Source organism: Hymenobacter swuensis DY53 (genome assembly GCF_000576555.1).
GTDB lineage: Bacteria > Bacteroidota > Bacteroidia > Cytophagales > Hymenobacteraceae > Hymenobacter > Hymenobacter swuensis.
The window spans coordinates 4,304,229-4,329,754 of the sequence record NZ_CP007145.1; the positions used below are offsets into that span (position 1 = coordinate 4,304,229).

General features: G+C 62.3%; 23 protein-coding genes. 5 read left to right on the forward strand and 18 right to left on the reverse strand.

Features of this window, described 5'->3' with window-relative positions; all coding sequences use genetic code 11:
* Positions 1 to 115 precede the first annotated feature (115 nt).
* The gene (locus tag HSW_RS19800) at positions 116 to 790 is read right to left on the reverse strand and encodes a response regulator (protein ID WP_044003445.1); all 675 of its coding nucleotides are present in this window, start codon (positions 788 to 790) and stop codon (positions 116 to 118) included.
* A gap of 141 nt (positions 791 to 931) precedes the next feature.
* Between HSW_RS19800 and HSW_RS19805 the strand changes: the two genes are divergently transcribed.
* Together HSW_RS19805 and HSW_RS19810 are read left to right on the forward strand one after the other, a co-directional pair.
* Entirely contained in the window at positions 932 to 3,151 is a 2,220-nt protein-coding gene (locus HSW_RS19805) for a sensor histidine kinase (protein WP_044003447.1), read from the forward strand.
* A gap of 143 nt (positions 3,152 to 3,294) precedes the next feature.
* Positions 3,295 to 3,669, forward strand: a complete 375-nt coding sequence (locus HSW_RS19810; RefSeq protein ID WP_044003448.1) for an STAS domain-containing protein — start codon at positions 3,295 to 3,297, stop codon at positions 3,667 to 3,669.
* Here HSW_RS19810 and HSW_RS19815 read toward each other — a convergent pair.
* The gene (locus HSW_RS19815) at positions 3,664 to 4,353 is read right to left on the reverse strand and encodes a DUF1345 domain-containing protein (RefSeq protein ID WP_052346657.1); all 690 of its coding nucleotides are present in this window, start codon (positions 4,351 to 4,353) and stop codon (positions 3,664 to 3,666) included. The genes HSW_RS19810 and HSW_RS19815 overlap by 6 nt on opposite strands.
* A 57-nt stretch (positions 4,354 to 4,410) precedes the next feature.
* Between HSW_RS19815 and HSW_RS19820 the strand changes: the two genes are divergently transcribed.
* On the forward strand, positions 4,411 to 5,898 hold the full coding sequence (locus tag HSW_RS19820; protein ID WP_044003449.1) for a nicotinate phosphoribosyltransferase: 1,488 nt from the start codon (positions 4,411 to 4,413) through the stop codon (positions 5,896 to 5,898).
* A gap of 117 nt (positions 5,899 to 6,015) precedes the next feature.
* Here HSW_RS19820 and HSW_RS19825 read toward each other — a convergent pair whose 3' ends face one another.
* Both HSW_RS19825 and HSW_RS23880 read right to left on the reverse strand, forming a co-directional pair.
* Positions 6,016 to 6,549: a DUF4240 domain-containing protein gene (locus HSW_RS19825; RefSeq protein WP_052346658.1), complete on the reverse strand. Its 534-nt coding sequence runs from the start codon at positions 6,547 to 6,549 to the stop codon at positions 6,016 to 6,018.
* A 72-nt stretch (positions 6,550 to 6,621) separates the two neighbouring features.
* Positions 6,622 to 7,323 (reverse strand): DUF4240 domain-containing protein, encoded by a 702-nt coding sequence (locus HSW_RS23880; RefSeq protein ID WP_052346659.1) that lies wholly within the window; start codon positions 7,321 to 7,323, stop codon positions 6,622 to 6,624.
* 172 nt (positions 7,324 to 7,495) lie between these two features.
* On the opposite strand from HSW_RS23880, the gene HSW_RS19835 reads away from it, so the two are divergent.
* Together HSW_RS19835 and HSW_RS19840 are read left to right on the forward strand one after the other, a co-directional pair.
* A complete protein-coding gene (locus HSW_RS19835; protein WP_044003450.1) occupies positions 7,496 to 7,708 on the forward strand; it encodes a heavy-metal-associated domain-containing protein in 213 nt (70 codons plus the stop codon).
* Between the two features lie 183 nt (positions 7,709 to 7,891).
* Positions 7,892 to 8,437: a hypothetical protein gene (locus HSW_RS19840; protein ID WP_044003451.1), complete on the forward strand. Its 546-nt coding sequence runs from the start codon at positions 7,892 to 7,894 to the stop codon at positions 8,435 to 8,437.
* Between the two features lie 113 nt (positions 8,438 to 8,550).
* Here the strand turns inward: HSW_RS19840 and HSW_RS19845 are convergent, their stop codons facing one another.
* The 14 genes from HSW_RS19845 to HSW_RS24430 form a co-directional block, all read right to left on the reverse strand.
* Positions 8,551 to 9,933, reverse strand: a complete 1,383-nt coding sequence (locus tag HSW_RS19845; protein WP_071883147.1) for an ammonium transporter — start codon at positions 9,931 to 9,933, stop codon at positions 8,551 to 8,553.
* 69 nt (positions 9,934 to 10,002) lie between these two features.
* Positions 10,003 to 11,055, reverse strand: a complete 1,053-nt coding sequence (locus tag HSW_RS19850; protein WP_044003454.1) for an outer membrane beta-barrel protein — start codon at positions 11,053 to 11,055, stop codon at positions 10,003 to 10,005.
* 620 nt (positions 11,056 to 11,675) lie between these two features.
* Entirely contained in the window at positions 11,676 to 12,821 is a 1,146-nt protein-coding gene (locus HSW_RS19855) for an AIR synthase-related protein (protein WP_052346660.1), read from the reverse strand.
* Positions 12,822 to 13,014: 193 nt separating this feature from the next.
* The gene (gene purF / locus HSW_RS19860; RefSeq protein ID WP_044003455.1) at positions 13,015 to 14,520 is read right to left on the reverse strand and encodes an amidophosphoribosyltransferase; all 1,506 of its coding nucleotides are present in this window, start codon (positions 14,518 to 14,520) and stop codon (positions 13,015 to 13,017) included.
* A 67-nt stretch (positions 14,521 to 14,587) separates the two neighbouring features.
* Positions 14,588 to 15,301 (reverse strand): phosphoribosylglycinamide formyltransferase, encoded by a 714-nt coding sequence (gene purN, locus HSW_RS19865; RefSeq protein WP_231501325.1) that lies wholly within the window; start codon positions 15,299 to 15,301, stop codon positions 14,588 to 14,590.
* Positions 15,285 to 16,568, reverse strand: coding sequence for a phosphoribosylamine--glycine ligase (gene purD / locus HSW_RS19870; RefSeq protein WP_197031916.1), 1,284 nt, complete (start codon positions 16,566 to 16,568; stop codon positions 15,285 to 15,287). Before purD ends, purN begins: the two co-directional genes overlap by 17 nt.
* A 44-nt stretch (positions 16,569 to 16,612) precedes the next feature.
* Positions 16,613 to 16,996, reverse strand: coding sequence for a nuclear transport factor 2 family protein (locus HSW_RS19875; RefSeq protein WP_044003456.1), 384 nt, complete (start codon positions 16,994 to 16,996; stop codon positions 16,613 to 16,615).
* Position 16,997: 1 nt separating this feature from the next.
* Positions 16,998 to 17,933 (reverse strand): phosphoribosylaminoimidazolesuccinocarboxamide synthase, encoded by a 936-nt coding sequence (locus tag HSW_RS19880; RefSeq protein ID WP_044003458.1) that lies wholly within the window; start codon positions 17,931 to 17,933, stop codon positions 16,998 to 17,000.
* Positions 17,934 to 17,972: 39 nt separating this feature from the next.
* Complete coding sequence (locus HSW_RS19885) at positions 17,973 to 19,034, reverse strand: phosphoribosylformylglycinamidine synthase subunit PurQ (RefSeq protein ID WP_081768514.1); 1,062 nt, start codon at positions 19,032 to 19,034, stop codon at positions 17,973 to 17,975.
* Between the two features lie 2 nt (positions 19,035 to 19,036).
* A complete protein-coding gene (locus HSW_RS19890) occupies positions 19,037 to 22,063 on the reverse strand; it encodes a phosphoribosylformylglycinamidine synthase subunit PurL (protein ID WP_044003459.1) in 3,027 nt (1,008 codons plus the stop codon).
* A gap of 126 nt (positions 22,064 to 22,189) precedes the next feature.
* Positions 22,190 to 22,804, reverse strand: a complete 615-nt coding sequence (gene pyrE / locus HSW_RS19895) for an orotate phosphoribosyltransferase (protein ID WP_081768515.1) — start codon at positions 22,802 to 22,804, stop codon at positions 22,190 to 22,192.
* A 194-nt stretch (positions 22,805 to 22,998) separates the two neighbouring features.
* Positions 22,999 to 23,760 carry an orotidine-5'-phosphate decarboxylase gene (gene pyrF, locus HSW_RS19900; RefSeq protein WP_044003460.1) on the reverse strand — a complete coding sequence of 254 codons (762 nt, stop codon included), beginning with the start codon at positions 23,758 to 23,760 and terminating at the stop codon, positions 22,999 to 23,001.
* A 127-nt stretch (positions 23,761 to 23,887) separates the two neighbouring features.
* Entirely contained in the window at positions 23,888 to 24,733 is an 846-nt protein-coding gene (locus HSW_RS19905) for a dihydroorotate dehydrogenase (RefSeq protein WP_044003462.1), read from the reverse strand.
* Between the two features lie 278 nt (positions 24,734 to 25,011).
* Positions 25,012 to 25,335, reverse strand: a complete 324-nt coding sequence (locus HSW_RS24430) for a hypothetical protein (protein WP_155833074.1) — start codon at positions 25,333 to 25,335, stop codon at positions 25,012 to 25,014.
* Positions 25,336 to 25,526: the final 191 nt, after the last annotated feature.

Here is a 25,526-nt window from a genome sequence, read left to right on the forward strand (position 1 = left end):
CGTCGTTGAACGGCTGACGTACCGACACCCCGAACGACGAGACGCACAATTCTATCTGGTTTTTGAACGCTTGTCGTCCAGGCCGCTACAACTCACTCATTCACCACCTCATCCGCTACGCAATCAGGCCCTGGCTCATGGCGTAGCGGATGAGGGCGGCCGTGTTTTTGGCCTGGGTTTTCTCGATGATGTTCTGGCGGTGGGTTTCGATGGTGCGCTTGCTGGTGAAAAGCGTATCCGCAATTTCCTGGTTAGTGAGGCCCTCCGCAATCAGCCGGAGCACCTCCAGCTCCCGCCCCGACAGCTCCGCCGCGCCGGCCGGCCGGGTGGCGGCAACGGGGGCCGGAATGTCCGGTACGGGGGGCGTGGGCACCCCAATAGTGCGGTGCAGCAGAGCCAGCCCAATTTCGGTACACAGAAACTGCCGGCCGGCGGCCACCGTCCGGATGGCGTGGGTTATTTCGGTGATGTCGGCGTTTTTGAGCACGTAGCCCAGCGCCCCGGCCTGCAGCATGCGGTACACGTAGTTTTCGTGGTCGAGCATGGACAGCACCAGCACCCGCACCTCGGGGTGGCTTTCGCGCAGGAAGGGCATCACGGCAAACCCGTCCAGCCCGGGCATATTCACATCCATCAGCACCACATCGGCGGCGGTGTGGGCCAGCAGGTCCAGCAGGGCCCGGCCGTCGGCGGCCTCCCCCACCACCCGCATGTCGGGCTCCCGCGCCAGCAGGGCCCGAATTCCGTCGCGCAGAATGGCGTGGTCATCGGTGAGTATAATACGAATCATGGTGGCGGCCAGGTGTCCGCTTCTCCCGGGCCGAATTACTCCGCCGGTGGCTTCCACCTGGTGCGTTAGTACGTAAGAAGCACACCGCAGGCTGCGCACTTACTGGACCCGGGCCTATATTTCGCCGTAAGCTCTTCTGTAATGCCCAACCCCACGCCCACCGCCGATACGCCCACTGCCGAGCTGGTCCGCCTGCGGGCGGAACTGGCCCTGGCCCGCGCCGCCCAGGCCCAGGCCGAAGCCCGCGCCACCTACTACCAGCAACTGTTCGAGCAGCCCCGCAAGGCCGTGGTCATCGTCCGGGAAGGCCGGTATACCGATTGTAACCCCATGGCCCTGCACCTGCTGGGGCTGAGCCGCCGCGACGAGCTGCTGGGGCGGCCCATCGGCTCCTTCTCGGCTCCCACCCAACCCGATGGCCGCGCCACCGCCGTCCGCCTGGCCGATATGCTGGAGCAGGCCCACCGCCTGGGCTGGGCCCGCTTTTCCTGGCTGGGGAAGCGGCCCAACGGCGAGGAGTTCTGGGAGGAGATGCTGATTACGGCCATCTGGCTGGAAGGCGAGCTGCTGTACCACATTACCTGGGAAGACACCTCCGGCCGGCAGCCCCGGCCCGGCAGCAGCCACGAAAGCGAAAACCGTTTGCAACTGGCCCTGGCGGCCACCGCTTCGGGCGTATGGATCAGCCACCTGCCCACCCATAAACTCTACTGCGACCAGCGGACCCGGCAGATTCTGGGCATTACCGAGGCCATCAGCTCCTGGGAAGAGCTGCAGCCCCTGGTACACCCCGAGGACATGGCCCTGCTGCACACCGCGTTCCAGCGCTCCGTACACCAGCAGCAACCCTTCGATATCGAGTTTCGGCTGCTGCACCCCACTGAGGGGACGCGCCACCTGATGGCCATGGGACAGGTGCAGCTTGATGGCCAGCACCAGCCGCTACGCATAACCGGCCTGCTGCGCGACGTGACAGACCGCCACCGCACCCGCCACGAGCTGACGCTGAAAAACCAGCTGCTGGAGCGCATGCTGCAGAACCTGCCGCTCACTCTGGGCCGCTTTGACCGGCAGGGCCGCCTGCTGGAGCTGACGGGCGCCGGGCTGCGCTACCTCCATGTGGCCGATAATGAGGGCGTGGGGCAGCTAGCGGGCTACCTGATACCCGATATGCAGGAGCACATTGCCCAGGTGTTGGCCGGCCACACGGTGCGCTTTGTGGCGCGGGGTGAAGCGCAGGGGGAGCCGGTGTACCTGCAGTGCTTCGGCTTCTTCGATGAAAGCCAGCAGTGCGGCGTGATATTCTCCATCAACGCCACCGAGTCGGAGCTGAGCAAGGAGCGGCTGCGGACGGAGAAGGAGTTTACGGAGCGCCTGCTCAACCACAGTGTGGATGCCATTGTAGCCTGCGACGCGCAGGGCCGCATTACGGCCTGGAACCGCGTGATGGAACGGCTTTCGGGGTGTGCAGCAGCTACCATGCTGGGCCAGCTGCTGCCTGAGTTTCCGGTATTCACGCCCGATACCGCTCAGGGCGCCGCCCTGCACAGGCTACTGGCCGGTCAGCTTACGCCCCATTACAACGTGCCCTTTCACTGCCACGACCAAGACTGCGAGGCCAATCTGCTGCCGCTGCAACTATCCGACGGTGCAGCGCACGGCGTGCTGGTAGTTATCCGCGACGTGACGCAGCGCAACTTCCTGGCCGCCCAGGCAACTCAGTTGCAACTGCGGCGGCAGCACGAAATTCTGGCCGCCGTGCTGGAAGCCCAGGAAACGGAGCGCCGCCGCATTGCCGAGAGCCTGCACAACGGTGTGGGGCAGCTGCTGTACGCGGCCAAGCTCAGCCTGCCGCCCACCGGGGAGGTGCACGGAACCCGCAGCCTGCTGGAAGAGGCCATCCGGGCTACCCGCACCATTTCCTTTGAGCTGACGCCCGGCGTACTGGCCGATTTTGGTTTGAAAACCGCCCTCGAAGAACTGCTCAAGCGCATTCCGCACCATCACCTGCGCGTGCAGTTGCGTATGCAGCACCTGCCGGAGCGCCTGCCGGCTGCCGTGGAAATGGCCGCCTACCGCACCATGCAGGAATTGCTGAACAACATTCTCAAACATTCCCGCGCCTCCGAGGCCACCCTGCTTGTCAGCTACCAGCAGAGCACCCTGCATCTTTCCGCCGAGGATAACGGCATTGGATTCGAGGCGGCCCCACCGACCCCCGAGCCGCCCCGGGGCTTGGGCCTGACCAGCATCCGGCACCGCGTGGAGCTGCTGCTGGGTACCCTCACGGTTGACTCCGGTCCCGGCCGGGGCACCCTGGTTTGTATTTCCCTGCCCTGTAGTCCGGAGGGCCGCCCGTAAAATTACCTACCTACAAATCAGTATTTTATACACTATCCAAATTTCATCTGCGCCGTATAGTCAGGTGTCGGCAGCTGGCGGATGCGGGGCTGCGGCCGGCAGCGTAACGCGGCCCCGTTTCATTTCTTTTATCTACCACCCCAATGGAAGTATATCGTGAAATTCTGCCCAATAGCTACCTGCTGATTCTGGCCGACGACGATGCTCCGACGGCGGAGGCGCAGCTTTCCTCGGCTCTGCGCCTTGCCAGCCGGAGCGGCAAGCCCAGCATCTGGGTCGACTGCAGCCACCTGCACCATCTGCCGCTTTCCTCGCTGCGGGTGTTGTTACGCTACTACCGCCGGCTTCGGGCGCGGCAGGTGCCGCTGGTGCTCTGCCACCTCGGCGACGCCGCCCATCAGCTCCTAGCCAAGCTGCCTACGGCCTCTTGCCCGCCCGTGGTGCCCTCTCTGCTGGATGCCGAGCGGTATTGCCAGTACCGGCATCCGCTCGCCGCTCACCACCGGGTAGCTTCATAGCAGCCCCGCCAACCCATTGATGGCCAAGGCTACCACGGCCGTATTGAACCCAAACGAGAGCAGCCCGTGTAGCAGCGCCAGCCGCCGCATTGTGCGGTCGGCAATGGCCACGTCGGCGGTTTGGGCCGTCATACCTATCACGAAGGCGAAGTAGGCGAAGTCCAGGTAATCGGGCTCCTGTTCATCCCCCGGAAATGCCAGCCCGCCCTCTGCCCGGCCCCCGGTGCTGTCGTAATACAGATGCGCGTAGCGCAGGGTAAACAGGGTATGCACCAGCAGCCACGCCGTGAGCACACCCACTGTAGCTATGGCCACATGGGCCGGCAGCAGCGGATCGGGAGCCGCACGAACGGAGGACAGCAGCAGCAGCACCCCCAGCAGGCTTGCCAGCGCGGCCAGCAGCACCACCCCAAACGACAGTACCCGGCCCGGATCCTCACGGGTGGCAATCCGCCGGATATGGCCCACATCGGCCACCAGAATAATCAGCCAGGTAACCAGCAGGGTGGTGAAGGTAAACCCTGCCCAGGCCGTGAGCAGGCGCATAGGCAGGGGCCAGCCGGCCGGAGTACACGCAAGCAGCAGCCCGGCCGGTAACACCCCGATAGTCAGGCGCTTCCAGGCCGGCAACCCGGCAACCCGGCGAAACAACCAGCCCCCGGACGAAGGCACGGAATGAGCCATAACATGGTCTGAATGAAATATTCTGCGTAAGCTACGGCATCTCAACTGTTGCCTCGCATGAATTCTGCCCCGCTTTCCGGCCTCTACGCCCCCTCCCTCAGCCTGCTCACCGACCTCTACCAGGTTACCATGGCCTACGGCTACTGGCAGCAGGGTTTGCAGGACCGCGAGGCCGTGTTTCACTTGTATTTCCGGAAAGCCCCGTTTCAGGGCGGTTACGCCGTGGTGGCCGGCCTGGCCTACGCCGTCGATTATTTGCAGAACCTGCGCTTCTCCGAGGACGACCTTACGTACCTCGGTAGCCTGAAAAGCAGCAAGGGCGCAGCCATGTTCCCGGCGGAGTTTCTGCAGTATCTGCGTGAACTGAAGTTTACCTGCGACGTGGACGCCATTGCTGAGGGCACGGTGGTGTTCGGCAACGAGCCGCTGATTCGGGTGCAGGGGCCGCTGCTGCAGGCCCAGCTGGTGGAAACGGCCCTGCTCACGCTGGTAAATTTTCAGACGCTGATTGCCACCAAAGCGTCCCGCATCCGGGAAGCCGCCGGCTCCGATACCGTGCTGGAATTCGGCCTGCGCCGTGCTCAGGGGCCCGATGGTGGCCTTTCGGCCAGCCGTGCCGCCTACCTGGGTGGGGTAGATGCCACCAGTAACGTGCTGGCCGGACAGCGGTTTGGTATTCCAGTAAAGGGCACCCACGCCCACAGTTGGGTAATGGCCTTCGGGGATGAGGAAACCGCCTTCACCGCCTACGCTAAGGCGTTTCCGGATGACTCGGTATTTCTGGTGGATACCTACGACACGCTGGAAGGCGTGCGCCACGCCATTAAAGTAGCCCGCGAGATGCGCGCCAACGGCCACGAACTGGGCGGCATCCGCCTGGATTCCGGCGACTTGGCTTACCTCAGCCGCGAGGCCCGCGCGTTGCTCAACGAGGCCGGGTTCAACAACGTGCGCATCGTGGCCAGCAACGACCTAGAGGAAAACCTCATCACCAGCCTCAAGCAGCAGGGCGCTAAAATCGACACCTGGGGCATCGGCACGCAGCTCGTCACGGCCTACGACCAGCCGGCGCTGGGAGGCGTGTACAAGCTGGCCGCCCTGCGCAAACCCGACGACTCGGGCTGGGACTTCACCATCAAGCTCTCGGAGCAGCTGGCCAAAACCAGCATCCCCGGCATCCTGCAGGTGCGCCGTTACGAAACCGACAAAGGCCAGCCCCGCGCCGACATGCTCTACAACGTGGCCGAGCCGTTGCCCGAGCAGCTCACCTTGGTAGACCCGCTGGACGCCACCCGCCGACGCGCCGTGCGCCCCGACGCCCCCTACCGGGAGCTGCTGGAGCCCATTTTCCGCAATGGCGAGCTGGTACACACGCTGCCCACCCTGCAGGAAAGCCGGGCCCGCGCCCACCGCGAAATCCTGAGCCTCGACCCCAGCATCCGCCGCTTCCTTAACCCCCACACCTACCCCGTGGGCCTGGAAGAGTCGCTGAACACGTTCCGCACGAAGCTGATTCTGGAGAAGCGCCCCGTACGGCCGGCGTAAGCGGGCCTTGGAGGCAGAGAACAGTATCCTCCTGTCATCCTGAGCTTGCGAAGGACCTTCGCAAGCTCAGGATGACAGGCAGGTGTTATATTTTCCGAACCGGCTTCATCTCAGCCGTTACGCCACGCCGAACTTCCTCCACAGCTTCGGCAGCAGCTTGGGCAGTTGGCTTTCGGTCCAGTCTTCGCCTTTGGTTTCGGCACCGAAGTCGTAGTTCAGCCCCCGCGCACTGGCCACGTTGCGCGGGAAGGTGTCGTCTTCCTCAGTTTTGCCGGTGCGCTGCTCGAAGGCTTTGGTAGCCACGTACAGCAGCTCCTCGAAAGCCTGATAGCCTTCGTCCATGACGTTGGTCAGGGAATCGGCATTCTGCAGCGCGTTGGTGAACACGGCTTCGCCCTGCCCGATCAGCCAGCAGCGGAAGTACAAGTAGGGGTCGTCGGAGACGTAGCCGTCGATGATTTTCTGGGCGGCCATGATGTGGAAGTGGTCGGCTTCCAACAGGTATTCGCGCAGGCGGCATTCAAACCCGATAATCTGCTCCGGCTCCAGCTGCGCCAGCTGGCTGATGAGAGTGGCTTCCTGCTGCTGCTGGTCGCCGTGGGCGGCCGTTTTGGCGTCTTCGATGAGTTGCCAGAATTCTTTCTTATCCATAGTACCAACGTATAGCGCCTGCGCCCCGAAATACGACAAAATGTGGCACACTGGCGGCTATATGGTCATTTCTTACTCCATAGGCAGCCACCCGGCTGTATTGCTACCGGTTTCGTAGGAGACGCGCGGGGTGTGCGGAAAATCGTCCTGCCCAGTTTTGCGGGTGTACGCGTTGCCCGCCAGATACAGCAGGCTTTCAAACTCCAACCCCACCGGCCACTGCGCTGGGTCCTGCACTACCGTTTCGTAGAAGACTGGGCCGTTGCAGAGTACGCTGCACCGGTCGTACAGAAAAGCATCGGCGGAAATAGAGCCCGCATGTTGACCGGGGTAGCAGGCGGCGGCATACTTCTCACCATCCAGCCGATACAGCTTTTCCGCCAATATGTCCTCGAAGGCGAAGATGTCGGCCAACGGCAAAGCGGCCAGCCGTTTTTCAGCCGGCAGCAACACGGCGTCGTCGTTACCCGTCTTTTTCCAATTGAGCAGACTCAGAATTTCCCAAAATAATTCTTCATCCATTGGCCGGTACGCAGGCGCGAGCTTCTCCGGGATGGATGCCCCTTCGGCTACTTCGTAATAGCCTTTCCGCTGCTTTTCCTGAATCAGCTTCGCCACTTCAGCCGCGCAGGCAGCCGCATCGGCCGCTACTTTCTGATTCTTCCGGCCCAGGGTCCCGATTTTGCCGAAGTCTACCGTGTAGGCGGAATCGTGGATTTCAATGTTCCAGAACTTGTTGGCCTCGCCTTCCTGATTGATAAAATAGCGTTTCATAGAATAATGCTGCGCCCCGAAATACGGCAAAATGTGGCACACTGACGGCTAAAGTATGTACCGCGGACAGCGGGCGGGGTGGCTACTTTTGCCCTGGGTTCGTTGTTACCCGTATCATTCCCAGCAGCTGGCGGCCTTCCGCCGTAAGCTGCTACCTAAATCTGCCGCTTTTATGCCTACTCTGCACTTCAAAACCAGCATCAACTGCGCCAATTGCGTGCGCGCCGTCACGCCTTTCCTCGACGCCGAGCCCACCGTGGAAACCTGGCGGGTGGATACCGACAACCCCGCCAAAATCCTGACCGTGGAGGGCCCGAACGTGATACCCGAGCAGGTGCTGAAAGCCGTGGCCCAGGCCGGGTTCGATATTGAGCCCGTAGCTTAGCCGCCCCCGTCACGCCCAAAGGCCCGCCCGGTTCGGAGGAACCAGGCGGACCTTTTCTTTTTTCGACATCAACTGCCTACTGATCAACAGTTTTCACAGGCGTGGTAGTGTCACCCGGGGCACGAGCGGCGCGTATACAGTTTCTTTGCGGCTGTATTGGCCTCCACCCAGGTTCCCACCCGTATGAAACGCTTGCTTTTGGCCGCCGGACTGCTGCTGAGCCGGTTGGCCCCGGCCCAGGAAACGCCGTATCAGTTTTCACCGCTCCCGCTCGATGCCCACTCGCACCGGGTGGTGTACGCGGGCACCCAGACCGCCCCCGACGCCTCGGCCGATGCGCTACTGGCCCGGGCGGCGGCCTGGCCCACGGCCGGCCCGTACCAGGCCAGCAACCGCCGCACCAACGCAGCCGCCGGCACCACCAGCACCCACGTGCTGCTGCGCCGGGGTCAGGAGCATTACGCCGGCCGCCTGACGGTGCAGGTGCGCGAGGGCGGCTATTCCTACCGCCTCACCGACCTCACCTACACCCGCCCCGACTACGCCCGCGCCGGCAAACACAGCCCCGGGCTCGTCACTACCCAGCTGGAAACCCTGGTGTACACCCGCCCCAGCCGGCAGCGCACCCGGCGGCTGGCCGAGATAAGTACGCTGCTGCAACAGCTGCTCACCCATTTCCACCAGGCCATGCTGCCCGAAGGCCAGCCCACCGTCAGCACCGGGCAATAGTTCGTTTATCGTTGTTCGTTGTTTGTTTATCGCTGCAGCTGGTTGTCGTCCGGAATTTTGAATGACAATGACCAGCTGCAACGAAAAACGAACAATGGTAAACGAAAACTGAGCTATTCCACCCCGGCCAGCTCTTTGCGGTAGGTGCGCTCGAATTCTTCGTCGACGTGGTAGGTGGATTCTTCGTGCTGGCTCAGGTCGAGGCCCAACTCTTCTTCCGACGACTTCACGCGCAGCCCGAACAAGGCATCCGTCAGCTTCAGCAGGCCCCACGATACCACGAAGGTGTAGCCGATGACAATGGCCAGCCCCAACAGGTGGTAGTTAAAGACAGTGGCCGTGCCGTTGACCAGCCCAACTTTGCTGGCAAAAACGCCCGTCAGCAGCATACCCACGATGCCGCCCAGGCCGTGGCACGGGAACACGTCGAGTGTATCATCGATGCCGGTGCGGCTGTTTTTCCAGTGCACACCCAGAAAGCTCACTCCCGAGCCAATCACCCCAATCAGGATGCTCTGGCCGTAATCGACGTAGCCGGCGGCGGGTGTAATGGCCACCAGGCCCACTACCGCGCCAATGCAGGCCCCCATGGCCGTGGGCTTGCCGCCCCGGCTGATTTCCAGCAGCATCCACACCACCAGAGCCGCAGCCGAGGCCAGGTTGGTGTTCACGAATGACAGGGCCGCCATTTCATTGGCCCCCAGCGCCGAGCCGGCGTTGAAGCCAAACCACCCGAACCACAGTAGCCCGGTTCCCAGCAGCACGAACGGCACGTTGGGCGTGGAGAAGGCCGATTCGCGGTTGTTGCGGCGGGGCCCCAGCACCAGCGCCCCGGCCAGCGCCGCCACCCCCGCCGAAATGTGTACTACCGTACCGCCGGCAAAATCGAGCACGCCCCACTTGCGCAGGAAGCCCTCGGGGTGCCAGGTCCAATGAGCCAGCGGGCAGTAGATGCACAAACAGAACAGAATGATAAACGCCAAGTAGCCCTTGAAGCGCACCCGCTCGGCAAACGAACCGGTAATCAGGGCCGGGGTGATGATGGCGAACTTGAGCTGGAAGGCGAAGAACAAGATAAACGGAATGGTGGGCGACAACAGCGGGTGCGGGGCCGTGCCCACGTCGCGCAGCAGCGCGAAGGTGAGCGGGTTGCCAATCAGCCCGTGCCAGGAGGTGCCGTAAGCCAGCGAGAAGCCCACAAAGTACCACACCAGCGAAATCACGCCCAGGGCCACAAAGCTTTGCAGCATGGTGGAAATCAGGTTTTTGGGGCGCACCATGCCGCCGTAGAAGAACGACAGACCCGGCGTCATCAGCAGCACGAAGGCCGAGGCCGTGAGCATCCAGGCCACGTCGGCCCCGTTGAGGGCGCTGGCCGATTCGGCCGCCGGGTGCGGCACCGGCACAAAGGCCGCCACGCCGCTCAGCACCAGCAGCACCAGCAGCGCCACCGTACCATAGTTCAGCCTCGATTTAGGAGCAAGAGCAGTTTCCATTGTTCGATTGGGAGTGAAAAGAAGGTGAAGGGAAGCAGCAGGTCCGGCGCAGGCCAGCCCGCCGAAGTCTTAGAACTTGTACACGGCGGCCAGCAGCGCGCCCACGGTGGTTTTGCGGGCAGTGCCGGCTTTATCGGCAAACAGGGGCGCGCCCTGGGTACTGCGGTCCAGGCGCAGCTCCGGAATCAGCGTGAAGCCGTTCTTGCGCAGGTTGGCGGCCAGGGTGGTTGCCAGCACTTCGCCGTCGAAGCCCAGCACGTTGCGGCGGTCGGAGAAGTACTCGGAGCGCAGCGTGAAGCCCAGCCAGGACCGCGGGTCGAGGTTGGCGTAGAAAGCCGAGCCCCACCAGGCCCGGCCGCTCTGCCAGCCGGTTTCGGTGCGCTGCTGGCGATACTGCATGCTGCCGTTGCCGGAAAAGCTCAGCTGCTCCGACAGCGCGTAGGTCAGTACCACATCGGCCTGCTGCAGGCGCAGCGAGTCCTGCTGCCGCCCGCCCTGGTAGTTGAAGTAGGCCTTGATTTTATCGTCGGCGGTGCTAATGGCTACCTGGGCAATAACCGTTTTGGGCAGGTTGCTGGCGCTTTTCAGGTCGGTGGGGTTGGCCACGCCCAGCATCAGCAGGGTTTTGGGCGCCACCTGGTACTCGGCCTTGATGCCCGTGTGGAAGAAAGGCCCGTACGAGAACAGGTAACTCATGCTGTAAGTCCGGTTCAGGTAGGGGTCTACCGATTCATACCCCACGTGGGTGGCCCAACTGCCGCCCGTGAGCTTAAGCTTCTCGGTGAGGGCGTAGGTCAGGAACAGCTGCTTGATGATGAAGCGGGTGTTGGCGTCGGTATAGGAGAATTCCTCGGCCCGCCGCCCGAAGCCCAGGTCGGCCACCAAGCCCACCTTACCCACCGTGTGCTCGCCTTTCAGCGAAATCATGCCCAGCTCAAACGAATTGTGGCTGTTGGTGAAGCTGGTGAGGTTGTTATAAGGCGCCTCGCGCGGATTCTGAAAATTGTACCGGTAATATCCGTCGGCATAACCCGACAGCTTGTAGGGACGAGCCGCGGCAGAATCGGCCGGCGAGGCCGACACAGGCGCGCACAGCACCGCCAATGCAGTAAAAAGCAACATAGAGTCCGGGTTAAGAGTGGCACACTGAAGTGCAGAAACCCGCCCGCCGCAATTGGGCACAGGGTTTCTGATACGCTTACTCTCACTGCCAGCGGCCATCGGACGAACAAGTGCCGGCGCACCCACTCCTCGCCCCGCCACGGGCAGCGTACTCGGGTATTAGGGGAATTATGCTAACTGGTCCTGCAGTACCAGTAAGGGCCTGTGCGTAACGGGCCTCACCTCACGAGCCAGGGTGGGATGGTACCTGGGGAGGGTGTTCAGAGCAGTATCGACAGCAACCAGACGCTTGCGCGCAGAACAGGCTATGTCTTGATTATAAAGCCAATATATATAAAACTATATTATAAATACAACAATACCCCCTCTAAAACATAGGCATATTTTAATTATTAGCTACAATTACCATCTTACCCTCCCCTCTTTTTGAAGGCTATTTTTCAAAAAAATAAATCTTTGACATCACTACTCTACCCCAGCTGGATAAACCATTGAGCCCTATAATTGCCCGGTCACAACATCAGGCGGCACGCAAAAGCCCCCAGCATCGGTACGGACGCTGGGGGCTTGGTATTCATCAGGAAAAAATGGGGCGGCGGGCCAGACCGGCTCCGCAGCCGCTATGCTTCGTAGCGTAGCTCGCCGGCACCTACGCGCAATACCACGTCGGTTTCCGGGGTGATGCGGCCGGCTACCTGGGCCTGGTAGCCCTGGACGCGCAGGGTTTCGGCTACGGCTTCGGCCTGCTCGGGCTCCGTTACGAGCAGCATGCCGTTGCCCATATTCCAGTAGAGATAGGCTTCCGTGGGCGTAATGCCAGCCAGCTCGGCCAGCTGCTGCATAGCGGGCAGGGGGGCGAACAGGTTGTCGAGCTCCGCTCCTACCCCGCTTTTGAGCACGCGCCGGAAGTTATCGGCAATACCGCCGCCGGTGATGTGCGCCGCCGCATGCAGGGGCAGGCCCGCATCGAGCACCGCCGCCACGCCCGGCGCGAAAATGAGCGAGGGAGCCAGCATTACCTCGCCCCAGGTGTTGGCGTTGGCGGTGGTCAGTTGCTGGTTGCTGGCCTCATCCGCTTCCCCATGCGTACCCGCTGCCTGGCTATACGGCGCTTCGTGCCACTTCTCCCCGAAGGCTTTGGTGAGGGCGCGGCGGGCCAGGGAGTAGCCGTTGGAGCGGAACGAGGGCGAGTAAAGCGCCACCACGGCCTGTCCGGCCCGCACGTTGGCCCCGCTCAAGGGGCGCTCCAAACTAGGGTGCAGCACCCCTACGGCCGTGGAGCACCAGTTAAAGTTCATTTTGGCGCCGGGGTAGCCGCCGATGCGGTTGCCCAGCTCGGCAATTTCCCCGCCTGTTACGGCAATCTGGCTGAACTGCGCGGCGTCGTGCAGGCCGCGCATCAGCTCGTCCACCACCTCGTAATTGAGGGTATTCACGTCGATGATGTTCGAGAGGTTGGTGGGCACGAAACCGGCCACTATCAGGTCGTCGGCCACCATGGCAATCAGGTCGTAGCCCAGCGTATCGTAGCGGTCCAGGCGCTCGGCCACCTCAATCTTAGTCCCGATACCGTCGGAGCCGATACCCAGCCGCTCCGCGCCAAAGCGGATTTCGTTGGAGAAGCCGCCCGCCAGGTCTTGGGCCGGCTCGCCGGGCTTACCAGCGCGGGTGCTGAAGGTTTTCTGGGCCCAGTGGTAGGCGTTCTTGGAAGCGGCGTTGCCTTCTTCGATGGAGTAGCCGGCGGTGGCTTTGAAGTCAGATGACATGCGGGGGGCTAGGTTAAAGCTAGAGGCTAGTTCCCCTCCTTGGAAAGGAGGGGCTAGGGGTGGTTGACGAACGTCAGAACGAGTATTAGAACTAGAGCTAGATGATGTTCAACGATTGTCAACCACCCCTAACCCCTCCTTTCCAAGGAGGGGAACTAGTTTTTAGCTTCTAGTTCTCGTATCATTCAGCATACTAATGCTCAGTCGGCTCGGGGGCTTTTGCACTCACGGACGGAATGACGTCGGGGCCTTTTTTGTCGGTGCGGTGGCTTTGGCGTTCTTCCTGGATGTGGCGCAGGTACTTGGTCACGTCGCCTGTCGGGTACTGGCCGGTGAAGCAGGCGAAGCAGCTGCCGCCGTGGCCTTTCTCTTCGGAAAACAGCGCCTGCAAGTCCTCCACCGACTGGTAAATCACCTTGTCGGCCTCAATGTAACGGCAGATTTCCTCCTCCGTGTAGTTGGCCGCAATCAGCTCGGTGCTCATGGCCATGTCGATGCCATAGATGCAGGGCGCAATGATGGGCGGGGCGCTGCTGATGAAGTACACCTCGGCGGCCCCGGCTTCGCGCAGAATGCGCACGATGCGCCGCGACGTGGTGCCGCGCACGATGCTGTCATCGACCACGGCCACTTTTTTGCCTTCCACAAACTCGCGGATGGGGTTGAGCTTTTTCTTGACGATGTCCTCGCGGCCAGCTTGGCTGCTCACAATGAAAGAGCGGCCCATGTGGTTGTTCTTCACCAGCGCCCGGCGGTAGGGCACGCCAATGGCCTCGGCCAGCCCCGACGCCGAGAAGTAGCCCGACGACGGCACGTCAATCACCATATCCGGCTGAATACCCGACTCGATAACCTTCTTGGCCAGCATCTTGCCCAGCCGCACCCGCTCACGGGCCACCAGCCGGCCATGAATGGTGGAATCCTCGCGGGCGAAGTAGATGTGCTCGAACACGCAGAAGTTCTTCGGCTGCTCCTGCGGGTTTTTGTGGTGCACCTTGAAATCCTTGTCGATGAACACCGCCTGACCCGGGCCTACGTTTTCCACGAACTCAAAGCCTAAGTAATCAAAGCAGGTGCTTTCGGAGGCGAAGGCGAAGACGGGGCCGCGCTCGGTTTCGCGGCGGCCCAGCACCAGCGGCCGGATGCCCAGCGGATCGTTGAAGGCCAGCAGGCCGTGGCCGGCAATGATGGTGATAGTCGCGTAGGCCCCCTTCACCAGCTCCTGCGTCGTCTCCACGGCGTCGAAAATGTCGATAACCGAGAGGTTGTCGAGGTTTTTCAGGCGCAGCTCCGAGGCGAAGGTGTACATGATCAGCTCCAGGTCGTTGCTGGTTTTGGGCAGCACGTGGTACTTCTCATGCAGGCGCTTGGCGGCCGAGCGGAAGTTGATGACGTTGCCGTTGTGCACCATCGACAGCCCAAACGGGTAGCTGGTGGTAAACGGCTGCGCCAGCTCGGCATCACCGGAGCCCTGGGTGGTGTAGCGGGCGTGCCCGATGCCGATGTTGCCCTTCAGCTTCTTGAGCTGCTTGGGGCGGAACACATCGGAGATGAGCCCGTTGCCCTTGCAGAGGTGGAAGTTGTCGTCGAAGGTGGCAATGCCGGCGGCATCCTGGCCGCGGTGCTGGAGCGCGGTGAGGCCGAACACGATATCGTGCGCAACATCATCAGGACCGTAAAAACCTACTATTCCGCACATGTTGAGTTGTCAGTTGTCAGTTGCCCGTTGCCGGGCCGCTGGGGGTGGTGGGTGGGGTGGTGATGTTCTAACGATTCGCCTCACCCCCCGGCCCCCTCTCCTGCAGAGAGGGGGAGCCAGACGACAATGGCGTTGAATGAACGGTGGCCGCAGCCGCTGCAGAAACTGTTGTTGGGGCCAGTTGCTGCTTGATGAGCTGCGCCAGGGTTTCGGCGTACACGCGGTGCTCCACGGCCAGGCCGCGGCGCTCCACTTCAGCCAGGGTGTCGGCTCCGCGCAGGTTCACCGGGTGCTGGGCCAGGATGGGGCCGGTATCGAGGCCTTCGTCCACCAAATGCACCGTGATTTTGGTTTCGGGCAGGCGGTTGTCGAAGGCCCACTCGTAGGCGTGCAGGCCCTGGTGCTGGTGCGTGTCGGCGGGGTGAATGTTGAGGATGCGGCCCGCAAACGCCCGGATAAACGTGGGCGACAGAATGCGCATGTAGCCGGCCAGCACCACGTAATCGGGCTGATATTGGCGCAGCACGTCCACCACCTCGGCGTCGAACTCGGCCCGCTTGCGGCCCTGGCTGCTGCGGCTGGCGGTGGGGCAGCCCAGCGCGGCGGCCGTGGCCAGCCCGGGCGCGTCGGGCACGTTGCTGAATACCACGGCTACTTCGGCCAGCTCCTGCAGCACGCCGTGTTGCACGGCGTTTACCAGGGCCACCATGTTGGAGCCCCGGCCCGACAGCAGAATGGCCAGGCGCGCTTTGCGGGTGCTATGGTTACCAGTTGCCTGCAAGGGTCGGTTCCGGCCGCTGGCCGATGTCGGTGCGGATGTACACATCCTGGAAGTTCACTTTTTCTGCCTCGCGGTACACGTGCTGTACGGCGTCCTCCAGCTCCTCGCCGTGGCCCACCAGCACCAGCACCCGGCCGCCGTTGGTTACCAGCTCGCCGGTTTCGGTGCGCTTGGTGGCGCCGTGGAAAGCCAGGATGCTGGGGTGCAGCTGGTCGAGGCCGGTGATGGGGAAGCCGGTTGGGAAGCTGGCGGCGGGGTAACCGCCCGAAGCCAGCACCACGCCCACGTAGTGGCCGCGCCGCTGGCGCACTACCGTTTGCTGCAGCGTGCCATCGAGGGTGGCCTCAATCAGCTCCAGCAGGCTGCTCTCCAGGGCGGGCAGTAGCACTTCGGCTTCGGGGTCGCCGAGGCGGGTGTTGTATTCCAGCAGTTTCGGGCCCTGGGGCGTGAGCATGATGCCAAAGTACAGGAAGCCGTTGAAATCGAACTGCTCGTTTTGCAGCCCGCGCAGCGTGGGGTCCACAATATCGGTGCGGATGGCGGCCAGCACGTTGTCGTCGGCGAACGGGACGGGGCAGTAGGCACCCATGCCGCCGGTGTTGGGGCCCTGGTCGCCGGCCAGCAGCTGCTTGTGGTCCTGGGAGGGGCTGAGCAGCCGGATGCGGTTGCCGTCGGTGATGCCAATGATGCTGATTTCGGGGCCGGTGAGCTTTTCTTCAAGCAAGAAGCTAAACCAGCCGCTGTGCAGGCGGGCCAAATCATCGAGGGCGGCGTGGGCTTCTTCTACCGAGGAGCACACGTACACGCCTTTGCCGGCGGCCAGCCCGTCAAACTTCACCACCACGTCGCCGTTCAGCTCGGCGGCTTTGGCGCGGGCGGCTTCCATCTTGTCGCTGCGGAACTGCCACGACAGGGCCGTCGCCACGCCGTGGCGACGCATGAAATCCTTGCTCCACACCTTGGAGCTTTCCAACGTAGCCCCCGCCCGACCCGGCCCAAACACCCGGATATCGGAGCCCTGGAAGAAGTCGGTTACGCCCGCCGCCAGCGGGGCCTCTGGGCCTACCACCACCAGCTTCACGCCATTTTCTTCGCAAAAGGTTTTGATGGCCGGGAAGTCAGTGGCGCTGATTTCGGGGTGGCTGTTGGGGATGCCGGCGTTGCCGGGCAGCACGTGCACGGTGGCGCCGTCGCGGGCCAGCTTCCACGCCATGGCGTGTTCACGGCCCCCGCCGCCGAGGAGTACTATGGGTTTTGAATTTGTCACGGTGTCGTTCTAGTGTTGGTTCCCGCAGAGGTCCGCAGGGTTTTCTAACTAATATCGTCAATGGCAATAATCTTCCCATCGGCAAACTGAAACACCGACTTACCCTGCAGCTGCAGCGTGTCGCCAGTCTTCAGGCCATTGGGAAAGTCCATAGCCGCCACGGCTGAGTAGTCAATGAGCACTTCCACGCGGTTGTCGGCTATTTGCCAGTCGGTAACGCGCTGTTCCCGTTGGGAGAAATATTGCTTGGCTTGCTCGGCCTGAGCTTGGAACTCTGCCTTACCGTGGGTGGTCAGGCTGACTTCTCCGCCAGCTACGTTCCGAAATGTTACCTCGTCATGCAGCGGCGCCATCATACCGGCCACATCAAAGCGGTTGTACGCTTCGATGTAGTCGGTTACCAGCTTTTTTGCCTGATAGGAATCCATTTCAGATAACTTCTTTCATGATGCCAGCACGCACTAAGTTGCCCACGAGTCGGGCCTGTACGTCCCCGCCGGGAGTAATTCCGTTGCCGGTGGGCAGCGGAGCGCCTGTGATACGCTCGTAGATATCGAGGTAGCGGCGGGTGGCTTCGGCGGATACTTCGGGCGTGAGGGCGCGGGGATACTGGCCGTCCTGCTTGTTGGCAATAAGCCACTGGCGCACGTACTCCTTATCCATCTGCTCGGCTGTTTCCGGATTCCCAGCGTAATCCTCGGCGCTCCAGAAGCGCGACGAATCCGGCGTGTGGATTTCGTCAATCAGGATCAGCTCCCCGTTCCGCAGCCCGAACTCATACTTGGTGTCCACCAGAATGATGCCGCGCTCGGCCATCCACTGCGAGGCAAAGTTGAACAGTTCCAGGGCCTTCGCCCGCATCTGCTCATAAAGCTCCGCTGATACCCAGCCTTCCGCCACCAGGTTCTCGGGCGTAATCTCGCGGTCCGATTCTTCCTTGGTGGTGGGCGTTACGATGGGCTCGGGGAATTGCTGGTGCTTGGTCAGGCCATCGGGCACCGATACGCCCGAGAAGCTGCGCTGGCCCTGCTGGTAGCCGCGCCACATGGAGCCCGTGAGGTAGTGGCGCACCACCATCTCCACCCGAATCGGCTCGGCTTCCTGAGCCAGCGTCACGTTCGGGTCGGGCAGGCTGATAACGTGGTTCGGGATGATGTGCCGGGTTTTGTCGAACCAGAAAGCGGCCAGCCCATTCAGCACCGCGCCTTTGTGGGCCACGGGCGTTTCCAGCACCGAGTCAAACGCCGACAACCGGTCGGTTACCACGATAAGCCGCTCGCCGGAAGGGGCGCGGTACGAGTCACGGACTTTCCCCCGGTGCAGGAGTTCGAGTTGGGGGGTATCGAAGTGGTTGAGCGTGTTCATATAAATAGGTGTCGACCGGCGAGGCTGGCAGGCGGCTCGTTAGGATGAAAACTGGTGGGCTGCTGGATGCGCTACGGGGGCTGGGCGTTGGCTTTGCACATGCTCCACAATATTCCGGAACAGCCACACCCCGTCGCCTTCCTCAATCAGGCCGGGAGTAGCGCGCTTGCGGCGGGCCCAGTCGGGGTGGTTGTAGAGCGAGAGGAAAGCCTCGGGATGCGGCATCAGGCCGAACACACGGCCGGTGGTGTCGGTGAGTCCCGCGCAGTTCAGGTCGGCGCCGTTGGGGTTGAAGGGGTACACGTTGGTGGGAGCCCCGTCGAAGTCGGCGTAGGTGAGGCAGTTCAGGCCGCGGGCCTCAATGGCGGCGCGGGTGGCTTCGTCCTGGATGATGAGGCGGCCTTCGCCGTGACGCACGGGCACTTCCAGCGTCGTCAGGCCCTTCAGGAACGGCGTGGTGGCGCGGGGGTTAACGGTGAGCTTCACCCAGCGGTCCTCGTAGCGGCCTGAGGCATTGTGCGTCAGGGTTACTTCGGGCGTGACGGTGCCGCTCAGGTCGGGCAGCAGGCCTAGCTTCACCAGCACTTGGAAGCCGTTGCAGATGCCCAGCACGTGCTTGCCGCCGGCCACAAACTCCTTGATATCGTCGAGCAGGGTGCGGCCCTCGGCGTTGCGGCGGTAGCGCAGCTTGTTGGCCAGCACCACGCCCGAGCCCAGGTCGTCGCCGAAGGAGAAGCCGCCGGGGAAGTTCAGGATGTCGAAGTCGTGGATGCTCACGTGGCTGTGCAGCACCTGGTTCAGGTGCACGATGGTAGCCTCGGCCCCTACCAGCCGGTAGGCGGCGGCAAACTCCTCCTCGCAGTTGATACCAAAACCGGTCAGGATGAGCGCCTGCACTTTTTGATGCTTAGTGCCTGGTGCCTGGTGCTTAGGTTGTTCGGGTTTGCTTTTCAGCGGCTCGGCGGATTCGTGGCCGGGGTCCACGCTTTTGTAGCCGGGCAGCACAATTTGGCCTTCGCGGTTCACGATTTCGTGGCCGGGGTCGTCGTGCTGGGGGCGCGGGGGCGTGTGCTGGTCCGGCAGTTGGGGGGTCTGTTCCATGATTAATGCGCGGTTTCGGGGTGGCCGAAGCCGATAATGCGGTTTACCGGACCGTTGGTCCACTCATGGCGCAGGGCTGCCGTACTGGCCGAAATAACCGGCTGGCCGCCGTAGCGCATGGTCAACTGTCCGTCTTGGGTTACCCGGCCTAGGCGTGTGGCGCGCGCGCCGAAGTGCTGCTCGAAGGCCACCACATCCTCGGGAGCCACCGTAACCACAAACCGGGAGTGCGACTCCGAAAACAGCTGCACGTGCACCGGCAACTCTTCCGGCAGCTCCACCTCGGCCCCGAAGCCGTAGCCGAACGTGGCCTCCGCCAGCGCCACCGCCAGCCCGCCATCCGACAGGTCGTGGCAGCTCTGAATCAGGTTCTGGTCGTTGGCCTCGCCCACCAGGACATAGAGGGCTTTGGCCTGCTCGAAGCGCACCTGGGGCACGTTCGCGCCCAGCTCGCCGAAGAGCTGGTAGAACTCCGAGCCGCCTAGTTCGTCGTAGGTTTCGCCCAGCAGGTACACCACGTCGTCGGCCTGCTTGAAGTCGGAGGTGATGGTGCGGCGCACATCCTCCAGCTTGGCCGTCATGGAGTACAGCACCGTGGGCGGCACCGAAATCTTCACACCGTCGGCTTTGAAGTCGTTTTTCATCGAGTCCTTGCCCGAAGTAAGCGGGATGCAGTAGGCCGCCGTGGCGTCGCGCAGGGCCTGGCACATGCGCACCAGCTTGGCCAGCTTCTGCTTGCCGTCGGGGTTGCCCACGGCGTCGTACACCGAATCGGGCACGCAGAAGTTGTCGTTTACGGACCAGAAGTTGCCGTCGCCGTAGCGCAGGTTGGGCAGCTTGCCGCCCACGGCCACAATCTGGCGCACGGCCTCGTCAAACGCGCCGGCCGACATGTGGTAGGCGTCCAAATCACCGAAGCGGGGCAGAATGCCGTTGCTCACGGCCACGCCTTCCCAGCTCTCGAAGTTGAAGCGCACCACGGCCGCATCCTGCGGGGCCTGGCCGGTAGCGCCCATGAGGGGCTTAATGATGGTACGGCCCTTCACCTCGTGGTCGTACTGCCGAATCACCGACTCGCGGGAGCAAATGTTGAGGCTGCCGAGCAGGCGGGTCAGGACGTCGGTGTAGTCGGTGGCAGGAGCCAGCGCGGGCTCCTGCGCCATGGGCTTGCTCCACTCGGCTTCAAGCACTTTGCGCGGCACACCGTCGTGCAGGAAGTGCATATCCAGGTGGGCTACCGGCTCACCGGCGAAGCGCACGTCGAGGTAGCCGTCGGCGGTGAAGTAGCCGATATCGGTCAGCTCCACTTCCATTTCCCGGCCCAGGGCCAGCAGCTCGTCCAGCTTGGCGGGTTCTACGGCCAGCGAAAACCGCTCCTGCGACTCCGACACAAAGATTTCCCAGGGCCGCAGGCCGGGGTACTTCAGCGGCACGCGCTCCAGATCCACCACGGCCCCGCCGCTGATGGTAGCCAGCTCGCCGATGCTCGACGACAAGCCGCCCGCGCCGTTGTCGGTGCTGCACTTGATGAGGCCGCGGCGCGTGGCCAGCAGCAGGAAATCCATGGCCAGCTTCTGGGTGATGGGCGAGCCAATCTGCACGGCCGTGGCGGGCGAGGTTTCGTCCAGCTCGATGCTGCTAAAGGTAGCGCCGTGGATACCGTCTTTGCCCACCCGGCCGCCGGCCATGATGATGCGGTCCTGCGGGTCGATGTTCTTCTCCCACGAATCGAGGCCGGCCAGCTGCATGGGCATCACGGCCCCGGTGCCGCAGTACACCAGCGGCTTGCCGGCGTACCGGTCATCAAACACGATGCTGCCGTTCACAGTGGGCACGCCTGACTTATTGCCACCATCCTCGATGCCCTTGCGCACGCCTTCAAAAATGCGACGCGGGTGCAGCTGGTTGCTCAGCAGCGTGCCGCTGAACTCGGGGTTGCCGAAGCACAGCACGTTGGTGTTGAACAAGAGCCGCGCGCCCCCGATGCCGGTGGCCAGCGGGTCGCGGTTGTTACCCAGAATGCCCGTAATGGCCCCGCCGTAGGGGTCGATGGCCGAGGGCGAGTTGTGGGTTTCCACCTTCCACACAAACAACGACTCGGGGTTGATGCGCACGGCCCCGGCATTGTCCGAGAACACCTTAATCAGCCAGTCGTTGCCGTTGGCGCGCAGCTGGCGGTCCACCTCGGCGGTGGCGTCTTTGATGTAGGTTTTGAACAAGGAATCTACCTCGAATTCCTCGCCCGTATCGGCGTCCCGGTACTTAATCAGGGCCGAAAACTCCTTGTGCTTACAGTGCTCCGACCACGTCTGGGCAATGATTTCCAGCTCGCAGTCCGTCGGGTCCTGGGGTAGGCCGGCAGCCTGGCGCTCTTCCCGGATGCTGGTGTAATGGTCGCGCACGGCGCGCATTTCCTCCAGGTTCAGGGCGTAGAGATTGTCTTTCGACAGCTTCAGCAGCTCCTCATCCGAGAGGCCCACCAGCCCCACCGTCTCCGTAACCGATTCGGCCCCACCGCCCGGCCGCGGCGTGTAGTCGCGGATCTGGGCAATGGGGCCGACTTCGAAGCGGTTGATGAGCTTGTTGCCCAGCAGTTCCTGCGCAAGTTGGCGCAGACTACTTTCGGGCAGGGCTTCTTCGAGGAAGTAAAGCCGTTTCGAGAAGATGTGCTGGGTATGGGTGTCGAGCGGCTCGTTGAGGAAGTCGCCGAGGGCGTTCTGGGCCGAAATACCTTCATCGTCGGTCACGCCGGGCAGCTTGGCAACGAGGATGTAGCTCTGGTAGTGGGCGCCGTGGCGGAACTCGTCGAGGGCTACCTCGTGCAGCACCGGGTCCTGGAGGCAGTGGGTAGCGAAGTCGCGCAGCTGCTGGTCGGTGAGGGGGTAGCGCACCGTGTAGAGGGCGGTGCTTTGCACGCGGCCGGTGTGCAGGCCGAGGTGGCGGTGGGCCGCTTCGGCTACGCGCTGGCCCTCGCCGTCGTGTTGGCCGGGCTTAAGCAGCAGCTGTATGGTTCTTTGGGGAGATTCCAAAAGAGGGAGGTTTGTCTATTTTTCGGGTTTCCCACGCCTGGCGAAATTGCCATCGTGAGGAAGCATACCCGCCCGGGGTACGCCGAAAATGCCTTGCCGCGGGGCCGGTTGCCGCCGTCGGTAGGTTTAAGAAAACGCTTTATCGGGCCGACTGCCCGGTTTCACCACCGGAATGTTTGCCCGGCACAGCGGGCACTCATCGGGTGCGTAGGTAGCCGCCGTGACCGGCAGCAGGGCAAAGTTCGGAAAAGAAAGGTCAGCTTTCCCACTGGTGCGGTCAATTAAACTGGCCACAGCCAAAACTTTTGCCCCCAGGCTCGTCAGTACCCGCGCTACCTCGTTGGTGCTCTTGCCGGTAGTCACCACATCCTCGGCAATGATAATTTTCTGGCCGGGCTCGATGGTAAAGCCGCGCCGCAGCGTCATCTGGCCCGCATCGTCGCGCTCCGTGAAAATGCCGGGTACGCCCAGCTGCCGGGCCAGCTCGTAACCAATCACCACGCCGCCCATGGCCGGGCCTACCACCACATCGGGCTGCAAGCCGGCCTCCTGAATCCGGCGGGCCAACTCGGCCGCGGCCGGGGCGGCCAAATCGGGGCGGCGCAGGAACCGGGCGCACTGCACGTAAGTATCAGAGTGCAGGCCCGACGACAGCCGGAAGTGCCCGCGCAGCAGCGCATCTTCCTGCAACAGCTGCTGCTCCAGGGTTTCGGGGGTGAAGGTAATTTGGGGGGAAGTCAAGGGAGGCACTCTATTGTGATATGGAGAAAAGGACAATCTAGAACGTCATGCTGAGCTTGCCGAAGCATCTCTACCGCTTCGTTGCAATGCCAGCCAAACGAAGCGGTAGAGATGCTTCGGCAAGCTCAGCATGACAATTACTGTGGCAACGTCAGCACGCGAGATTCCTCGCAAGCTCGGAATGACGTTCAGGGTTACACCGTCATCGGCCGCAGCTGATTCATTTGCTCCACCAGTTCCCGGGCGGCAGCGGCGGCGTTTTCGGCCTGCCAGAGGGCGCGGGAGGTGTTGATGAGCAGGCCGGTGCCATCGGGGCGCAGGCCGGCGCGTAGCGTGGCGGCCAGGTCGCCGCCCTGGGCACCTACGCCGGGCACCAGGAACCACTGGTCGGGGCAGAGGGCGCGCAGGCGGGCCACGGCTTCGGGGTTGGTAGCGCCTACCACCAGCCCAATGCCGCCGTGCTGCTCATCGAGCTGCCGGGCCACGCGGGCGGCGCAGTCGGCCAGGGAGCCGCCGCGGGTGAGGGCCACATCCTGCAGGGAGTGAGTGGGCTTGTTGGAGGTTTTGGCCAGCGCAAACACCAGCTTGCCGGGCCGAGCGAAGGGCACAATGGCGTCGTCGCCCATGTAGGGGTTCACCGTCACGCCGTCGGCCCCAATCACGTCGTAGGCGAAACGGGCATAGTGGTCGGCGGTGTTGGCAATGTCGCCGAACTTCCCATCCAGAATCACCGGAATACCCTCCGGTACGCGCTGCACGGTTTCGCGCAGCAGCTGCACCCCGTTTTCGCGGCTCAGGAAGAAGGCCAGGTTGGGTTTGAAGGCGGCGGCGTACTCGCTGGCCTGGTCAATCACCTCGGCCAGGCGGCGGGCTACCTGGGCATCGTCGCCCACGGGGTCGAGCCCCACGCAGAGCAGCGTGTGGGCGGCTTGTACTCGGTTCAGGAGGGTTTGCATGGGGTGGGTGGGATGTAGCGCGAAGCCTTTGCTTCGCGTAAGGTGGCTGATGCTGAACAATTACTGCCAAACAGCTCCATCTATTGCTGTTCAACTACAAGCGAAGCAAAGGCTTCGCGCTACTGCGCTACAGGCTGGCCGGAACCAAATGGCCGCACTCGGTAGCTAGGCGGGCCGTGAGGCCGGGTTCCAGCCACTCCCCACTTGCAATCTGCACGGCAGACGCGCCGCAGCGCAGGTAATCCGTCACGTGGCTGGCCGTGAATACTCCGCCCGTCCCGAAGATAGGCAGGGTAATCCGCTCATCGTGGGCCAGTTCCCAGACGCAGCGCAGGGCCACCGGCCGCAGTGCTTCGCCGGAAAGGCCACCGGCCAACGGAGCAGCTGTAGCATCGTCGGGCAGGTGGAGGGCTTTAAGCAGGTTGGTAGCGGCTAGGGCGGTGGCTCCGCCTTCCTGTGCCCCCAGCGCCAAGCCCCGGATATGTTCGGGCCACGGCGGCAGCTTCACAATGACGGCGGCCTCGGGGCTCAGCTCATTGCGCACGGCCTGGGTGGCTTCGCGGACAAATCGGGCGCTGAGTTCTTCCCCCTTTCCGGTATCAGGCTGGGCAATGTAGACTTCTACGCCGGCAATCAGGCTGCCAGCTTCGCGGGCCAGGAAGCGCGCAATCTTGCGGAAGCCGGGAATACCAGGGGCCGTGATGCTCACGAATACCGGCACGCCGTAGCGCCGCAGATTGGGCAAGTGCTCCTGCACCAGAATTTCGGCGCTTTCGGTGCGCATGTTGGTGGCATTGAGCAGGGTTTGCTCGTTCACCTGCCAGATGCCTTCTTCGTAGAGTCCGGGCTTGGGCTCCATCGTGACGGTGCGGGTGAAAATAGCCCCCAGACGCTCGTAGCCCGTTCCATCCAGCTGCCATGAGGCCGCCGCGAGGCACACCGGATTCTGTAGCGTGAGTTTGCCGAGTTGCATAGGTCTTAAAAGGCTGTGATTTTGCCGGCAGCCAGCCCTTTTACCGAAGCTGACTGCCAACAAAATCAGATGAGTACGCTACCAGCGGCTAAAGCCGGGGCAACTAATTACTAGTTATCAAAACACCCGAAACGCGGGGTGGCCAATTTGCGGACCGACATATATGTCAGAATCCCCCCTGATTTCTATCACCCCGCTCTTTGTACCACCCCGCCCCGTTTCCGCCGTTGGGTGGAAAACGGGTTTTCGGAATTTTGTTTCTCGTTGTCAGCTTTTCGTTAGAAACCTTCCGACTCCACGTACTTGCGGGTGGCGGCCGAAGCGGCGGCTACCATCTGATGGGACAGGATGGTGTTGTCGTTCATAGTGGATACCAGTGTGGGGAAAGGATCAGAAAATGTGAAAGAGAGAGAGGCTGCTTCAACTGCACCAACCGAAACGACTGGACACAAAAAAACCGCTTCAAAAACCGAAGCGGCAAAAAGGGCAAAACCAATAAAAACGAAAGAGTCAGCGGGCGAAACAACCTTCCGGTCATTTCGCAGGACGCTCTCATGGAAGGTCCCGCGCTCCATCAGCTTGTGTTGAATGAGGTGAAGCACGTCGCAAAAGTACTACTTCTATTTGCTTCACCAAGACAATTCAACTTAATCTAATATTACTAAAATGTTACGCTACTCTATGGTACCTCTTAGAACAACCCAAAGAACCTTGCATCTATATAACTGTCTTTCAGATATTTTCAACTCCATAATTCTATTTGGCATGTTACTGAATTGCTACCTATCTTTGC

Bases quoted from the DNA above. Each gene is read 5' to 3' on its own strand.
- HSW_RS19800 (WP_044003445.1), bottom strand. From the start codon at position 790: ATGATTCGTATTATACTCACCGATGACCACGCCATTCTGCGCGACGGA.
- HSW_RS19825 (WP_052346658.1), bottom strand. From the start codon at position 6,549: ATGGATAAGAAAGAATTCTGGCAACTCATCGAAGACGCCAAAACGGCC.
- HSW_RS19815 (WP_052346657.1), bottom strand. From the start codon at position 4,353: ATGGCTCATTCCGTGCCTTCGTCCGGGGGCTGGTTGTTTCGCCGGGTT.
- HSW_RS19810 (WP_044003448.1), top strand. From the start codon at position 3,295: ATGGAAGTATATCGTGAAATTCTGCCCAATAGCTACCTGCTGATTCTG.
- HSW_RS19875 (WP_044003456.1), bottom strand. From the start codon at position 16,996: ATGGATTCCTATCAGGCAAAAAAGCTGGTAACCGACTACATCGAAGCG.
- HSW_RS19820 (WP_044003449.1), top strand. From the start codon at position 4,411: ATGAATTCTGCCCCGCTTTCCGGCCTCTACGCCCCCTCCCTCAGCCTG.
- HSW_RS19905 (WP_044003462.1), bottom strand. From the start codon at position 24,733: ATGCAACTCGGCAAACTCACGCTACAGAATCCGGTGTGCCTCGCGGCG.
- HSW_RS19845 (WP_071883147.1), bottom strand. From the start codon at position 9,933: ATGGAAACTGCTCTTGCTCCTAAATCGAGGCTGAACTATGGTACGGTG.
- HSW_RS19855 (WP_052346660.1), bottom strand. From the start codon at position 12,821: ATGTCATCTGACTTCAAAGCCACCGCCGGCTACTCCATCGAAGAAGGC.
- pyrF (WP_044003460.1), bottom strand. From the start codon at position 23,760: ATGCAAACCCTCCTGAACCGAGTACAAGCCGCCCACACGCTGCTCTGC.
- purF (WP_044003455.1), bottom strand. From the start codon at position 14,520: ATGTGCGGAATAGTAGGTTTTTACGGTCCTGATGATGTTGCGCACGAT.
- HSW_RS19885 (WP_081768514.1), bottom strand. From the start codon at position 19,034: ATGGAACAGACCCCCCAACTGCCGGACCAGCACACGCCCCCGCGCCCC.
- HSW_RS19850 (WP_044003454.1), bottom strand. From the start codon at position 11,055: ATGTTGCTTTTTACTGCATTGGCGGTGCTGTGCGCGCCTGTGTCGGCC.
- HSW_RS19805 (WP_044003447.1), top strand. From the start codon at position 932: ATGCCCAACCCCACGCCCACCGCCGATACGCCCACTGCCGAGCTGGTC.
- HSW_RS23880 (WP_052346659.1), bottom strand. From the start codon at position 7,323: ATGAAACGCTATTTTATCAATCAGGAAGGCGAGGCCAACAAGTTCTGG.
- HSW_RS19840 (WP_044003451.1), top strand. From the start codon at position 7,892: ATGAAACGCTTGCTTTTGGCCGCCGGACTGCTGCTGAGCCGGTTGGCC.
- HSW_RS19880 (WP_044003458.1), bottom strand. From the start codon at position 17,933: ATGAACACGCTCAACCACTTCGATACCCCCCAACTCGAACTCCTGCAC.
- HSW_RS19835 (WP_044003450.1), top strand. From the start codon at position 7,496: ATGCCTACTCTGCACTTCAAAACCAGCATCAACTGCGCCAATTGCGTG.